The organism is Peterkaempfera griseoplana (assembly GCF_001418575.1).
Taxonomy (GTDB): Bacteria; Actinomycetota; Actinomycetes; order Streptomycetales; family Streptomycetaceae; genus Peterkaempfera; species Peterkaempfera griseoplana.
This window is the reverse complement of the sequence record NZ_LIQR01000133.1, coordinates 1-14,606: the sequence shown is the minus strand read 5'-3', so window position 1 is coordinate 14,606 and position 14,606 is coordinate 1. Positions and strand designations below refer to the sequence as shown.

General features: G+C 72.6%; 12 protein-coding genes. 5 read left to right on the top strand and 7 right to left on the bottom strand.

What is annotated here, in order from left to right; all coding sequences use genetic code 11:
• A partial coding sequence (locus AOK09_RS11245) for an Rv3235 family protein (RefSeq protein ID WP_055587010.1) occupies window positions 1-477 on the top strand: 477 nt, incomplete at its 5' end.
• An 81-nt stretch (window positions 478-558) separates the two neighbouring features.
• Here AOK09_RS11245 and secA read toward each other — a convergent pair.
• Entirely contained in the window at window positions 559-3,315 is a 2,757-nt protein-coding gene (gene secA / locus AOK09_RS11240) for a preprotein translocase subunit SecA (RefSeq protein ID WP_055587009.1), read from the bottom strand.
• A 284-nt stretch (window positions 3,316-3,599) separates the two neighbouring features.
• Here secA and AOK09_RS11235 point away from each other — a divergent pair, with 284 nt between their 5' ends.
• The 3 genes from AOK09_RS11235 (at window position 3,600) to AOK09_RS11225 (ending at window position 6,086) form a co-directional block, all read left to right on the top strand.
• Complete coding sequence (locus AOK09_RS11235) at window positions 3,600-4,142, top strand: GNAT family N-acetyltransferase (RefSeq protein ID WP_055587008.1); 543 nt, start codon at window positions 3,600-3,602, stop codon at window positions 4,140-4,142.
• On the top strand, window positions 4,139-4,735 hold the full coding sequence (locus AOK09_RS11230; RefSeq protein ID WP_055587007.1) for a GNAT family N-acetyltransferase: 597 nt from the start codon (window positions 4,139-4,141) through the stop codon (window positions 4,733-4,735). Before AOK09_RS11235 ends, AOK09_RS11230 begins: the two co-directional genes overlap by 4 nt.
• Window positions 4,736-4,889: 154 nt before the next feature.
• Window positions 4,890-6,086: a winged helix-turn-helix domain-containing protein gene (locus AOK09_RS11225; protein WP_107101306.1), complete on the top strand. Its 1,197-nt coding sequence runs from the start codon at window positions 4,890-4,892 to the stop codon at window positions 6,084-6,086.
• Window positions 6,087-6,095: 9 nt separating this feature from the next.
• Here the strand turns inward: AOK09_RS11225 and AOK09_RS11220 are convergent, their stop codons facing one another.
• Both AOK09_RS11220 and hpf read right to left on the bottom strand, forming a co-directional pair.
• Window positions 6,096-6,827 (bottom strand): response regulator, encoded by a 732-nt coding sequence (locus AOK09_RS11220; RefSeq protein WP_245687239.1) that lies wholly within the window; start codon window positions 6,825-6,827, stop codon window positions 6,096-6,098.
• A gap of 261 nt (window positions 6,828-7,088) precedes the next feature.
• Window positions 7,089-7,784 carry a ribosome hibernation-promoting factor, HPF/YfiA family gene (gene hpf, locus AOK09_RS11215; RefSeq protein WP_055587005.1) on the bottom strand — a complete coding sequence of 232 codons (696 nt, stop codon included), beginning with the start codon at window positions 7,782-7,784 and terminating at the stop codon, window positions 7,089-7,091.
• 367 nt (window positions 7,785-8,151) lie between these two features.
• On the opposite strand from hpf, the gene AOK09_RS11210 reads away from it, so the two are divergent.
• A complete protein-coding gene (locus tag AOK09_RS11210; RefSeq protein WP_175609287.1) occupies window positions 8,152-8,901 on the top strand; it encodes a ComF family protein in 750 nt (249 codons plus the stop codon).
• Window positions 8,902-8,944: 43 nt separating this feature from the next.
• On the opposite strand, the gene AOK09_RS11205 is transcribed toward AOK09_RS11210, so the two are convergent.
• From AOK09_RS11205 to mtnA, 4 genes are read right to left on the bottom strand one after another with little or no spacing between them, the layout of a single operon-like run.
• Window positions 8,945-10,759, bottom strand: a complete 1,815-nt coding sequence (locus tag AOK09_RS11205; protein ID WP_055587004.1) for an LpqB family beta-propeller domain-containing protein — start codon at window positions 10,757-10,759, stop codon at window positions 8,945-8,947.
• Window positions 10,743-12,833 (bottom strand): MtrAB system histidine kinase MtrB, encoded by a 2,091-nt coding sequence (gene mtrB, locus AOK09_RS11200; protein WP_055587003.1) that lies wholly within the window; start codon window positions 12,831-12,833, stop codon window positions 10,743-10,745. Before mtrB ends, AOK09_RS11205 begins: the two co-directional genes overlap by 17 nt.
• A gap of 1 nt (window position 12,834) precedes the next feature.
• Window positions 12,835-13,512, bottom strand: coding sequence for an MtrAB system response regulator MtrA (gene mtrA / locus AOK09_RS11195; RefSeq protein WP_055587002.1), 678 nt, complete (start codon window positions 13,510-13,512; stop codon window positions 12,835-12,837).
• A gap of 3 nt (window positions 13,513-13,515) precedes the next feature.
• Window positions 13,516-14,583 carry an S-methyl-5-thioribose-1-phosphate isomerase gene (gene mtnA / locus AOK09_RS11190; RefSeq protein WP_055587011.1) on the bottom strand — a complete coding sequence of 356 codons (1,068 nt, stop codon included), beginning with the start codon at window positions 14,581-14,583 and terminating at the stop codon, window positions 13,516-13,518.
• Between the last annotated feature and the right edge of the window lie 23 nt (window positions 14,584-14,606).

The following is a 14,606-nucleotide window of genomic DNA, read 5'->3' as shown; positions in this document are numbered from 1 at the left end:
CCGGGGGCACCCGGTGCCCGCTGCCCCACCCGCCGTCCCGCTCCGCCGCCCGGATCCCTGACGGCCCGGCTGGGCCGGGTCCACGGGCGGCGCCCGGACCACAGCCGGGCACGGCGACCCTCCGGGCCGCACTGCGCGGCCCCTGCCCGCGGAGACCTCAACGAGCTGGCCACCCGGTTCGCCCTGCGGCTGGTCGAGGTGCTGTCGGGTGTCCGCCCCGCGGGGCAGCTGTCCCGCCACACCACCCACACCGCCTACGGCGAACTGACCCGGCTGGTGCAGCGCGGCACCCTGCGCGCCGGGCCCGGACAGGCACGCCCGGTGGTGCGCCGGGTGTACGACAGCGCCCCTGCGCCCGGGGTCCTGGAGGTGTGCGCCCGGGTGGAGTCGGGTGCCAGGAGCCGGATGGTGGTCTTCCGGCTGGAGCGGCATCCGCGCTCCCAGCAGTGGCAGTGCGCCGCCCTGGACACCCGCTAGCGGAAACGGCGGAGGGCGTCACCGGCGGTACGGAACCCGCCGGTGACGCCCTCCGGACGTCGGTGGTGCTGCCTGCCGGTGCTACTTCTTGCGGCGCCGGCCGCCCTTGGCGGCCCGGCGGCGCTCTGCGCGGGTGAGGCCGGCGTCGGGGTCCTCGACCTCGGCGTCCTCGGCGAACTCGCCCTCGACCACGCCGCCCTCGCCGTCGACCGACGGCGCCGTGTAGTGCAGGCGCTGGCGCTGCGGGGCCTCCAGGCCCTTGGCCCGGATCTCGGGGCGGACCTCCTCGGCCTTCTCCAGCGCCACCGGCTCGGCGTCCTCGACCGGAACCTCCTCGACCTGCTGCTCCACCTGGACCTCCAGGTTGAACAGATAGCCGACGGACTCCTCCTTGATGCCCTCCATCATCGCGGAGAACATGTCGAAGCCCTCGCGCTGGTACTCGACCAGCGGGTCGCGCTGGGCCATCGCCCGCAGGCCGATGCCCTCCTGGAGGTAGTCCATCTCATAGAGGTGCTCACGCCAGCGGCGGTCCAGCACGGAGAGGACGACCCTGCGCTCCAGCTCGCGCATGATCTCCTCGCCGAGCTGCTCCTCACGCGCGGCGTACTGCGCGTGGATGTCCTCCTTGATCGCCTCCTCGATGAAGTCGGAGGTGAGCCCGGCCTGACCGCCGGCCTCCTCCTCCAGCTCCTCCAGGGAGAGGGTGACGGGGTAGAGCTGCCGCAGGGCCGTCCACAGCTTCTCGAGGTCCCACTCGTCCTCGAAGCCCTCACCGGTCGCCGCCGCGACATAGGCGTCGACGGTGTCGTCCATGAAGTGGCCGATCTGCTCCTGCAGGTCCTCGCCCTCCAGGACCCGGCGGCGCTCGCCGTAGATGACCTCGCGCTGCCGGTTGAGCACCTCGTCGTACTTGAGGACGTTCTTGCGGATCTCGAAGTTCTGCTGCTCGACCTGGGACTGCGCCGAGGCGATGGCCCGGGTGACCATCTTGGACTCGATCGGCACGTCCTCCGGGACGTTGGCCATCGCCAGCACCCGCTCGACCATGCCGGCCTTGAAGAGCCGCATCAGGTCGTCGCCGAGGGAGAGGTAGAAACGGGACTCGCCCGGGTCGCCCTGGCGGCCGGAGCGGCCGCGCAGCTGGTTGTCGATCCGGCGCGACTCGTGCCGCTCGGTGCCGAGGACGTAGAGGCCGCCGAGCGCCTGCACCTCCTCCTGCTCCGCCTTGACCTGGGCCTTGGCCTTCTCCAGGGCGGCGGGGAAGGCGGCCTCGTACTCCTCCGGGGTCTCGGAGGCGGAGAGGCCGCGCTGGGCGAGCTCGGCCGCGGCGAGGTGGTCGGAGTTGCCGCCGAGCATGATGTCGGTGCCGCGGCCGGCCATGTTGGTGGCCACGGTGACGGCGCCCTTGCGGCCGGCCTGGGCCACGATCTGGGCCTCGCGCTCGTGCTGCTTGGCGTTGAGCACCTCGTGCGGGACGCCGCGCTTGCGCAGCTCCTGGGAGAGGTACTCGGACTTCTCCACCGAGACGGTGCCGACCAGGACCGGCTGGCCCTTCTCGTGCTTCTCGACGATGTCCTCGACCACGGCGCGGAACTTGGCCGGCTCGGTCTTGTAGATCAGGTCCGGCTGGTCGAGCCGCTGCACATTGCGGTGGGTGGGGATCGGCACCACGCCGAGCTTGTAGATCTGGTGGAACTCGGCCGCCTCGGTCATGGCGGTACCGGTCATGCCGCCGAGCTTGTCGTAGAGGCGGAAAAAGTTCTGCAGGGTGATGGTGGCCAGCGTCTGGTTCTCGTTCTGGATCTCCACCCCCTCCTTGGCCTCGATCGCCTGGTGCATGCCCTCGTTGTAGCGGCGGCCGGCCAGGATACGGCCGGTGTGCTCGTCGACGATCATGACCTCGCCGTTGATGACGACGTAGTCCTTGTCGTTCTTGTAGAGCTCCTTGGCCTTGATGGCGTTGTTGAGGAAGCCCACCAGCGGCGTGTTGACCGACTCGTAGAGGTTCTCGATGCCGAGGTAGTCCTCGACCCGGGTGACGCCCTCCTCCAGGATGCCGACGGTGCGCTTCTTCTCGTCCACCTCGTAGTCGCGGTCGCGCTTGAGACGCAGCACCAGCTTGGCGAAGTCCGCGTACCACTTGGTGGCCTGGTCGGCCGGACCGGAGATGATCAGCGGGGTACGGGCCTCGTCGATCAGGATGGAGTCGACCTCGTCGACGATGGCGAAGTTGTGGCCGCGCTGCACCAGTTCGTCCTGCGCCCACGCCATGTTGTCGCGCAGGTAGTCGAAGCCGAACTCGTTGTTGGTGCCGTAGGTGATGTCGGCCGCGTACTGCTTGCGGCGCTCGGCCGGGGTCATGTTGGCGAGGATGACGCCGACCTCGAGGCCGAGGAAGCGGTGCACCCGGCCCATCCACTCCGAGTCGCGCTCGGCGAGGTAGTCGTTGACCGTGATCAGGTGGACGCCCTTGCCGGTCAGTGCGTTGAGGTAGGCGGGCAGGGTGCCGACCAGGGTCTTGCCCTCACCGGTGCGCATCTCGGCGACATAGCCGAGGTGCAGGGCCGCGCCGCCCATCAGCTGCACGTCGTAGTGGCGCTGGCCGAGGACGCGCTTGGCAGCCTCGCGCACGGTGGCGAAGGCCTCCGGGAGGATGTCGTCGAGGGTCTCGCCGTCCTCAAGGCGCTGCTTGTACTCGTCGGTCAGTGCGCGCAGCTCGGCGTCCGTGAGGTTGACGAAGTCCTCTTCGATGGAGTTGACCTGGGCAGCAATCCGCTGCAGCTTGCGAAGGATCTTTCCTTCACCGGCGCGCAGGATCTTGTCGAAGACGGACACGTGAGCGGGCTCCTTGCCTGGACTGGCACTCGACTTCGGGCGCACGACTGCACGGCGGAGCTTCCCCACCGCACCGGCCATCGTATGCGAGGAGGCGCGCAGGCCGGGAGGTCCGTCAGCACCGCGATCCCGTGTCACCCTGGGGGGCAATCCACCCACCGTCGTTCATTCCGGGTGATACGGGCGCCGCGGCGCTCCGTCCACACCCTGTGGACGTACGATGCCGCCGCCGCGTTCCCGAAAAGAACTGTTCCCGTCCCGGACCCCTCGGGGATACTCGGCCGATGAAACCCGTGATCTTGGAAACCCCCCGGCTGCTGCTGCGGCCGCTCGGCCCGGAGGACGCCGAGGCCGTCTACCTGGCCTGCCAGGACGAGGACATCCAGCGGTGGACGGTGGTGCCGTCCCCGTACCTGCCCGAGCACGCCGAGGGCTTCGTCAACCAGATCAGCCCCGACGGCTGGGAGAACGACACCCTCTACAACTGGGGCAGCTTCACCCGTGACGGCGCGCTGGTCTCCTCCGTGGGGCTCAGCTTCCCCGGGCGGCCCGGCTTCGCGGAGGTCGGCTACTGGACCGCCCCGCAGCACCGCGGCCGCGGCTACACCGCGGAGGCCGTCTCCGCGGTCTGCGACTGGGCCTTCGCCACGCTGGGGACCCGGCGGCTGGAGTGGCTGGCGGGGGTGGGCAACGAGGGCTCACGGGCGGTCGCCGAGCGGGTCGGCTTCGTCTTCGAGGGGACCCTGCGCTCCTACCTGGAGCAGCGCGGCGAACGCCGCGACGCCTGGATCGGCGCGCTGCTGCCCACCGACCGGACCGCACGATGAGTGAACCGCTGCCGGCGGCGGCCGCCACCCTCTGCGCCCACGGCCTGCTGCTCCGCCCCTGGAGCGAGGACGGAGCGGCGGACGAGACCGCCGCGCTGCGGATCGCCCTGGGCGACCCCGAGATGGGCCGCTGGAACCCGGTCGCGGTGCACAAGGAGCCGGGCGACACCGAGGTGCGCCGCTGGCTGGCGGTCCGCGCCAAGGGCTGGGCCTGCGGCACCAGGGCGTCCTGGTGCGTTCGGGACGAAGCCACCGGTGCGGTGCTGGGCAATGTCTCGCTGCAGGATGTGGACCGGCGGCGGCGCCGCGGTCTGGTCGGCTACTGGACGCTGCCCGGCGCCCGCGGCGGCCGGGTGGCCTCCCGCGCGCTGGCGGCCGTCACCCGCTGGGCGTTCGCCGAGCTCGCCCTGCACCGGCTGGAGCTGGGACATGCGATGGGGCACGACGCTTCCTGCCGGATAGCGGTGCGCTGCGGCTACCCGCTGGAGGGGATCCTGCGGGAGGCGCTGTCCAACGGCGCGGGGGACCTGCTGGACATGCATCTGCACGCCCGGCTGTCCACCGATCCGCCGTGCGACCCGCTGGGACGCTGACGACAGGGCGGCGGCCGCGGCCCACCCGGACCCCCGGGCCACCCGAGGCTGCCCGGGCCGCCCTGGTGGGCCGGCCCGCCCGGCCGTGGCGCGGGTCCGTCCGGCGCCCGCACCACCGGTCCGTCTGTCGGTGCCCGCCTCTACGCTTCTGGGCATGACCGTCGCGCCGACTCCCCCGCCCACCGTCGAACTCTCCGCCGACGAGGCTCGCCGGCTGGCTCTGCGCGCCCAGGGGATGATGGGCGCGCCCGACCGGCGGGCCGGGGTGCGCGGGGTGCTGCGGCACCTGGGGGCGGTGCAGCTGGACACCATCTCGGTACTGGCCCGCTCCCATGAGCTGGTCCCCTGTGCCCGGCTGGGCGCGGTGGGCCGGTCCGCGGTGGAGGCCGCCTACTGGGGCGCGGGCACCAGCTTTGAGTACTGGTCGCACGCTGCCTGCATCCTGCCGATCGAGGAGTGGCCGCTCTTCGCCTTCCGGCGGCGGGCGTTCACCGCCCGCGGCCACCGCTGGCACCGGCTGGCCGACGCCGAGAAGTCCTGCGCCGAGGTACGGGCCCGGCTGCGCTCGGACGGGCCGCTGACCGCCGGCGACCTGGGCGGCGCCCGCAACGGCGGCCCGTGGTGGGACTGGTCGGAGACAAAGATCGCCATTGAGTGGCTGCTGGACGTCGGTGAGGTGGTCTGCACCGAGCGCCGTGGCTGGAAGCGGGTCTACGACCTGGCGGAGCGCGCCGTGCCCGCCGGACTGCTGGCGCAGGATCCGGACGACGAGAGCTGTCTGCGTCAGCTGGTCGGCCAGGCCGGCGCGGCGCTGGGCGTGGCCACCCGGGCCGATCTGGCCGACTACCACCGGCTGAGGAACGAGCAGGTGGATGCGGTGGTGGCCGACTCCGGGCTGGTCCCGGTGAGGGTCCAGGGGTGGGGGCGCGGTGGAGCGCCGGGAGCGGCCTGGGCGGATCCGGCGGCACTCGCCACCGTGCCGCGCGGTCGCCACCGCACCACGCTGCTCTCCCCGTTCGACTCACTGGTGTGGGACCGGGCCCGCACCGAGCGGATCTTCGGCTTCACCCACCGGCTGGAGGCCTATGTGCCCAAGCCCAAGCGGGTGTACGGCTACTTCGCCATGCCGCTGCTGACCGGCGGCCGGCTGGTGGGCAGGGTCGATCCGGCGCGCGAGGGAAGGACCCTGATCGCCCGTCAGGCGACTCTGGAGTCACCCGCCGCGGTGGTGCCGATGGCGCGGGCGCTCCATGAGGCCGCCGCCTGGGTGGGCTGCGACGCGGTGAAGGTGGAGCGGGTGGTGCCGGAGCCTCTGGCTGGCCCGCTCACCGCCGCCGTTGCCGCGGCCTGACGGCCGGAGTCAGCTTATTTCGAGGATCTTCTCCCGCATGGCATAGACCACCGCCTCCATCCTGGAGTGCAGCTGGAGCTTCTCCAGGATGTTGCGCACATGGTTCTTCACGGTGTTCTCGCTGATGAAGAGCTGCTTGGCGATGTCCCGGTTGTTCATCCCGGTGGCCACCAGCTTGAGCACCTCCAACTCGCGCTCGGTGAGCCTGGGCACGGGGACCAGGGGCCGCTCGTCGCTGCGCTGCTGGATCATCGACTTGAACTCGGTGAGCAGCTTGGCGGCCATGGAGGGACTGATCTGTGACTGGCCGTCGGCGACTGCGCGGATGGCGGTGGCCACCTCGTCGGTGGAGATCTCCTTCAGCAGGTAGCCGGTGGCGCCGGCCTTGATGGCCTCGTAGAGGTCGGCCTCCTCGTCGCTTATGGTCAGCATGATGATCTTGGCGCTGGGCGCCACGTCCTTGATCGCAGTGCAGGCCTCGATCCCGCTGCGGCGCGGCATCCGCACATCCATCAGGATGATGTCGGGCAGCAGGTCGGCCGCCTTCTCGACGGCCTCGGCGCCGTCCCCGGCCTCGCCCACCACCTGGATGTCGTCCTCCTGCGCGAGCACGATCTCCAGGCCGCGCCGGAAGAGGGCATGGTCGTCGACGACCAGCACCCGGATCGGCTCGGCGCGCGAACCCTGCGGCTCCTCGACCGCACCGGCGGCAGGAACACCGCCCCTCTCCACGGGCCCCATGCTGAAACGCTCCCCCATCCGCTCCTCCCCCTCGTAGCCGGTGCGGCGGCCACGTGACTGGTCGGGCACCCCGCGTGTTCACCGGGGACTGGGCGCCATCATTCCACGGCGCTCGGACGGCCTGATCATCCAGCGGGACGTACACATCCCACCTGCGCCCCCGGCGCGGGCGCCGGGCCCACCGTGGTCGCGGGCCCGGCGCCGGTACGTCAACTCTCCTGTGCCCCAGGATCCCGGGGCGGGCGGTCCGGTGCGGCCGGACTACTCCTCGTCCGCCTCGCCGATCGCCCCTCCGGCGCCGCCCAGCTCACCGCTGGGGGCGGAGCCGTCGGCCTTGAGGTGGATCACCCCGTAGTTGTAGCCGTGGCGCCGGTAGACGACGCTCGGCATACCGGTGTCGGTGTCGACGAAGAGGTAGAAGTCGTGCCCCACCAGCTCCATCTCGTACAGCGCCTGGTCCAGCGCCATGGGGGCGGCGGCGTGGACCTTCTCGCGGACGACGAGCGGCCCGTCGCCCTCCACCTCCATCGACCCGATCCGGGTCTTGGGCACCCCGACCTCGGACTCCCCGCCCTGCGGGGTGGTCTCCGGCAGAGCGGCCAGCGCCGCGGTGGCCTCGGCCACACTGATCGGGGTACGGCCCGTACCGCCCTTGTGCACACGCCGCCGGTCGGCTGCCTTGCGCAGCTGGGCGTCGAGCCTTGCGGTGGCCATGTCCAGCGCCGCATAGGCGTCGCCGGCGCAGGCCTCCGCACGGATCACAGGGCCGCGGCTGCGCACCGTGATCTCGACACGCTCGCTGCGGTCCGCCTGGCGCGGGTTGCGCTCCTTGGACACCTCGACGTCGAGGCTGATCACCTTGCCGTCGAATTTCTGGATCTTCTCCAGCTTCTCGGCCACGTGCTTGCGGAACCTCTCGGGCACCTCGGTCTTGCGGCCCTTGACGACGATGTCCACGCAGAACTCCGTTCCCTTGCGCTGAACGCCGTGCGGGGCCAGGGCCCCGCGCGGCCCACTGAGTACGCAGTCCGTCCGCCCTGCGGTTCACCCCTACGTCGGGGTGGCGGGCGGAACCGCTTCTCTCACCACTTCCTCCCCACCAGGGACGGCTGAAACCCCATGAAACACCTCTGCCCGGGTTTCCGCCTCTTCGGCCTACGGACACCCGTTCCACGACCGAACGTAGCCTCTTGGACTGCTGGGCACAGCAGTTCGGGTGGCATTACCCCCATTGTGATGAATCTGCGGGAAACCAGGACCCATCCGCCACGCCCTTCGTCACCCTGGCACCCGGCACCATCCGCCACAGCTCCGGGGAGGACCCGTGGAATCCGCCACCCGCCCGCTGGACGCCCTGCTGGATCTTCTCCTCCCCACCCGCTGCGCCGGCTGCGGGGCGGCCCGCAGCCAGCTGTGCAGCGGCTGCCGCACCGCCCTCGCGCGCGCCACCGGGCACCCGGTACGCCCCGACCCCCCGCCGCCCGGCCTGCCGCCGGTCTTCGCCGCAGCCGAGTACGCCGGCCCGGTCCGGGCCCTGCTGCTGGCCCACAAGGAGCGGGGCGCCCTGCGCCTTGCCGCACCCCTCGGCGCCGCCCTGGCCACCGCCGTACGGGCAGCAGCGGGCCTCCCGGCCCCGGCGGGAGGCCCGCTGCTGCTCGTCCCGGTGCCCTCCACCCGCCGTGCGGTACGGGCCCGTGGCCACGACCCCGTGCAGCGGCTCGCCCGCGCCGCGCTGCGGCAGCTGCGCCGGGAGGGGCTGCACGGGCGCACCGCCCCGCTGCTGCGGCCCGTCAGAGCGGTCGCCGACCAGTCCGGCCTGACCGCCCCGGAGCGATGGCGCAACCTCACGGGTGCGCTGGCCGTACGGCCGTCCGCGGCTCCCCTGCTGCACCGGCGTCCGGTGGTGCTGGTGGACGACCTGGTCACCACCGGCGCCAGCCTCGCGGAGGCGGCCCGTGCACTGGCCGCGGCCGGTGCCGAGGTGGTCGCCGCAGCCACCGTCGCGGCCACGGCGCGCCGGGACCGCGGCCGCCGTGCGGGCGGCCCGGGCGCGCGCACCGGCCCCACCCCGTGAGGGGCGTCCGCACCACGGCTCCCGGACGACCCGGGCCGCGGGCTCAGCCCGGGTAGAGCGGCCCCATCGCGTTGCGGGCCACCGCTCGCCACTGCCCGTTGGGTTCCAGCCGGTAGATCGTGTGGTCCTGGGAGTCCGCGTACACCGCGGACTTGGGGTCCTCCGAGGCCGCCACCCGGGTCTCCCCCTCGGGCGCCTGCAGGGTGGTGGCGTCGCTGTGCGAGCCGTCCACGCCCACCAGCTGCGGGTGCTTGACGCCCTCGGCCTCCTGGCCCAGCACCAGCAGCTGATCGGTGTCCGCCCAGGAGACCGCGGTCACATCGACCAGTTGCGGAGCCACCGGGCGCAGCCCGCTGATCACGGCCTGCGGTGCGGCCTGGGTGCCCGAGTGCCGTACCAGGCCCATCTCCACGGTGCGGGCGCCCTCGGCGTCGGCCAGCAGCAGCGCGATACGGGTGCCGTCCGAGGCGATCCTCAGGTCCTGGACGGTGCGGCCGCCGAGGCCCTCCACCGTCACCGGGTAGGCGTGGGTCCCGCGCACCATCAGCACCCGGGGGGCGGCCGGGTCGCGGTCGGCGATCCACAGGTCGCCCTGGGCGTCCCAGGTCGGCTCGGAGAGGCCCGGCCCGGCCTGGCTGGTGACCTGCGGGATCGGTTCCAGCTTGGCACCGGGGGTCAGAGCGGCCTCGTAGAGCGCCCTGCCGTTCTGCGGCACGGCGGCCGCCAGCCCGCCGTCGCGCCGCACCGCCACCGAACGCATCCGCGGCTGCTGGTGCGGGTCGCCCAGCGGTCCGGGGACCCGGACGGAGTCGGCCGGCGCCGGGGTGCCCGCGAGGGATCCGTCGTCGCCCGCCAGCTTCATCAGCTGCCGGCTGGAGTACTCCTGGTAGTACAGGCCGCCCGCCGAGACGGCCGTGTAGGCGCGGACCTGCTGGGCATCGGCCTGGCAGCCGCTGCGCCCGCTGCGGTCCAGGACGGACACCCGGCTCACACTGCCGGCGGCCTGGTCGGTGAAGGTGCTCAGCAGCTGGACGGCCATCCGCAGGCAGCCCTGGTGGCGCTCCCGCAGATCGGGGGCGCTCACCTTGACCCGGACCTCACGGCTGTCGTCCGGGGACGTCTGCTGCGACAGCACGGTCACCCCGTCCAGAGCCGAGGTCACGGCGGGGGCCAGCCACTCCGAGGGGCCCTCGGCCACCGCCTTGGCCGCCTCGGTGAGCGGATCTATCCGGCGCCGGAGGTAGATGGGGTCCGGCACCAGCACGGACCTGCCGGACGCCGGACCGGACGGGTCGGCCGCGGCGAAGTAGTACCGGTTGACCCGTTCGTAGACATTGCTGAAGTTGGTCTCGTTGACGATCAGGCCGTCGGGCAGATGGGAGATCCGCCACTCGCCCTTCACCTTCTCGAAGGTGAAGACGGTCCGGAAGCCGCCCTTCTCCGGCCGGAACGTCTTGTTGCCGTCCAGCTCGGCGACGCTGTTGCCGTCCGCGGTGACCTGCGCCCGGCTGTCCGTGGTGGTGGTCAGCCGCAACTGCGGGTTGCCGGTGAGCACCACCACCTTGGCCTCGGGGCGCCACCGCTGGGCCTCCTGCTCGGTGAGGTACTCCTTGGCCGTGGTGTAGCCGGCCTCGTCGCCGACGGTGGCGTCCAGGAAGTTCTGCAGCAGCTCCTGCGGGTCCAGGCCCTTCTGCGGATGGACCGGGAAGACCCGGACCTGAAGGTTCTGGTCGTCACCGTGCTCGGCCGCATTGACCTCGGACACCTCGCCGTTGTCCGGCATCGCCGCACATCCGGCCAGCAGCACCGCCAGCGGCAGCGCGGCCGCGATCAGCCGCCGGTCAGCCCTCCTCCGCACCGTCCCGCTCCTCCTCCGCTGCGCCCCCGGGTGCGGTCTCCGGCCCTGCCGGGCCGGATCTGCCGCCGCCGCGGTCCACCACCACATGTGCGCCGGTCGCACCGTACCCCGCGGAGCCCGCCCGGACGTCGGAGGGATCCGCAGCCGGACGCCCCTGGGCCCGCGACCCGGCACCCAGCCCCGGTCCGATGGTGAGCACCCCGCCGAGGCCCGGCCCGAAGCCGCCGCCGTTCTCCGGCGCCTCCGGCCCGCTCTCCGCGGCGGCCGGGTCGGCCCAGGCCGACCGGGCGACCCGCCGGTACGGCGTGCCGGGCGCGCCCAGTCCGCGGTTGTGCCGGGAGTCCTCGGGCTCCAGCGGGATCGGCGACCGGCCGATCTCCCCGCCGCGGGTACGCGGCACGGTGAGCCGGAACTGCGAACCGCCGCCCGGCTCCCCCCAGGCCTGCAGCCAGCCGCCGTGCAGATGGGCGTCCTCCAGGGCGATGGAGAGACCCAGCCCCGTGCCGCCGGTGGTCCGCTGGCGGGCCGGGTCGGCACGCCAGAAGCGGTGGAAGACCCGGGACGCCTCACCGGGCTTGAGGCCGATGCCGTGGTCACGTACGGCCACCGCGACCGAGCCCTCCCCGGAGCCCAGCCGCACCACCACATCGCGGCCCTCGCCGTGCTCCAGCGCGTTGACCACCAGGTTGCGCAGGATCCGCTCGATCCGGCGGGGGTCGACCTCCGCCATCACGGGTTCCTCGGTGCCGCGTACCAGCAGCGCGCTGCCCTTGGCTGCGGCCAGCGGCTCCGCGGCCTCCACCACCCGGGCCACGATCTCCCGCAGGTCCGCCGGCTCGGCGTCCAGAACGGCCGCTCCGGCGTCGAAGCGGCTGATCTCCAGCAGATCGGAGAGCAGCGACTCGAAGCGGTCCAGCTGGCCCTGGAGCAGCTCCGCGGAGCGGGCCGACGCCGGGTCCATGTCCTCGCGGCCCTCGTAGAGCAGGTCGGCGGCCATCCGGACGGTGGTCAGCGGGGTGCGCAGCTCATGGGAGACGTCGGAGACAAAGCGCCGCTGCACCCGGGAGAGCTCCTCCAGCTGCCGGATCTGCGCCCACAGGGCGTTGGCCATCTCGTTGAAGGAGTCACCCAGCCGGGCGATGTCGTCGGTGCCGGTGACCTTCATCCGCTCGTCGAGGTGGCCGGCGGCCAGCCGCTCGGAGATGCCCGCGGCCATCCGCACGGGGGTGACCACCATCCGCACCACCATCCAGGCGATGGCGCCGAGCAGCACCACCACGAAGACTCCGGCGGTGGCCAGGGTGCCGGTCACCAGGCCCAGGGTCTTGGTCTCCTGCCCGAACGGGAAGACGTAGTAGAGCTGGTACGCCGTCCGGCCGGGGCCGGTCAGCTGCTTGCCGATGACCAGGCCGGCCTCGCGCCGGGGTCCGTCCCCCTGGTCGCGCACGATGACGGTGGGCTGCTCCTGCACCGTCCCCGGGTGGTCGGCGAGCTTCTGCTGCAACTCGGGGGAGATGGACTGCGGGGAGACGTTGCCGGTGGTCCGGGGGCTGCGCACCCCGGAGTTGTCGGAGGTCTGCGCCACCGCGTTGGACGGCACCAGGGCCACCACCGAGTAGACGCCCTGCCCGCTGCTCGCCAGCTGGTCGACCTGCTTGCCCATCCAGTCGCCGATGTCCTCGGTGGAGGGATCGGCCCCGCTGCCGGTCTTGGGCAGTTCACGGGCCGCGTCGATCTGCTTCTGCGCCACCGAGAAGCCACCCGCGGCCTGGCTCTCCGCGACATGCCGTTTGGCGTCCAGCAGTCCGGTGCGGACCTGCGCCATCACCACGACGCCGAGCAGCAGCACCACGCCCAGCGACAGCACCAGGGTGGTGGCCACCACCCGCAGCTGGATGGAGCGGCGCCACAGCGCCACCCCACGCCGGAACGGCCGCCTGACCTGCCGCCCCAGCAGGGCGGCCAGCGGTATCACTCCGCGGCGGCCGGTGCGCGCACCGTCACGGCCCACGGAAGCCGACTCCCCGCCCGCCGAGTCGCGGGACGGGGAGTCCTGGTAGTGCTCACTGCTCACGTCAGCTGGGTCCGGCCTTGTATCCGACGCCGCGCACGGTCACCACGATCTCGGGCCGCTCCGGGTCCCGCTCGATCTTGGAGCGCAGACGCTGCACATGGACGTTGACCAGCCGGGTGTCGGCGGCGTGCCGGTAGCCCCAGACCTGCTCCAGCAGCACCTCACGGGTGAAGACCTGCCAGGGCTTGCGCGCCAGGGCGACCAGCAGGTCGAACTCCAGCGGGGTCAGCGGGATGGACCGGCCGTCCCGCTTCACCGAGTGCCCCGCCACGTCGATCACCAGGTCACCGATGGCGAGCTGCTCGGGGGTGGGCTCCTCGGCGCGGCGCAGCCGGGCGCGTACCCGGGCCACCAGCTCCTTGGGCTTGAACGGCTTGATGACGTAGTCGTCGGCGCCGGACTCCAGCCCCACGACGACGTCCACCGTGTCGCTCTTCGCGGTGAGCATCACGATCGGAACCCCGGACTCCGCCCGGATCTGCCGGCAGACGTCGATGCCGTCGCGGCCGGGCAGCATGAGATCGAGGAGGACCAGGTCGGGCTTGCTCTCCCGGAAAACCGTGAGCGCCTTGTCCCCGTCCGCGACGAAGAAGGGCTCAAAACCCTCACCACGGAGAACGATGCCGAGCATCTCGGCCAGTGCGGTGTCGTCATCGACGACCAGGACGCGTCCCTTCATGCTTCACATCGTCTCATTACTCGACAGTGACATGGCACACAGCTGTGTCATCCCGCTCACATCCACCGGTGAAAGCGCACCCTTCTCCGTGACGATCGCGCTGATCAGCTCGGGGGGAGTGACATCGAAGGCAGGGTTGTACGCCGTCGCCCCCGGGGGAGCAACCGCCACCCCGGCGAATTCGGCCACCTCCTGTGAGGCCCGCTGCTCCACCTCGATACCCGCCCCGTCCGGGGTGTGCGGGTCCACGGTGGTGCTGGGCGCCACCACCACGAACGGCACGCCGTGGTGGCGGGCCAGCACCGCCAGCGGATAGCTGCCGACCTTGTTGGCGGTGGAGCCGTCGGCGGCGATCCGGTCCGCGCCCACCAGTACAGCGTCCACCTCCCCGGCGGCGAGCAGCGAACCGGCCGCGTTGTCGGCCAGCAGCGTGTACGGCATCCCCGCCCGCGCCGCCTCGTACGCCGTCAGCCGGGCACCCTGCAGCAGCGGCCGGGTCTCGTCCACCCACAGCCGGCGCAGCCGGCCCGCCCGGTGGGCGGCCAGCGCCACCGCCAGCGCCGTGCCCTCGCCGCCCGACACCAGCGCCCCGGTGTTGCAGTGGGTGAGCAGCCGGTGGGCGCCGCCGGGAACCAGCCGGTCCAGCAGCGCCAGACCGTGGCGGGCCATGGCGGTGCTCGCCTCGGCGTCCTCCCGGTGCATCGCGCGGGCCGCGGCCAGGGCGGCCGCGGCGGCGCCGTCCTCGTCCCCCGGCTTGGCCGCCAGATGCGACCGGTAGGCGCCGTACGCCCGGCGCACCCCGACGGCCAGGTTGACGGCCGTGGGGCGGGCGGCGGCCAGCTGCTCCGCGGCGTCGGCCACCGAGAAACCCCGGGCGGCGGCCAGCGCCACCCCGTAGGCACCGGCGAGACCCAGCACCGGAGCGCCGCGCACCGCCAGCCGGCCGATCGACTCCACCAGGGTCGGGATGCTGGTGCAGACGATCTCCCGCTCCTCGGCGGGCAGCCTCGTCTGGTCCAGCAGCAGCAGCGCGGGACCGTCCGGCGAGTCGTCCCAGCGCAGCGCGCGCAGCGGCGGCGGGGCGGGGGACGGGG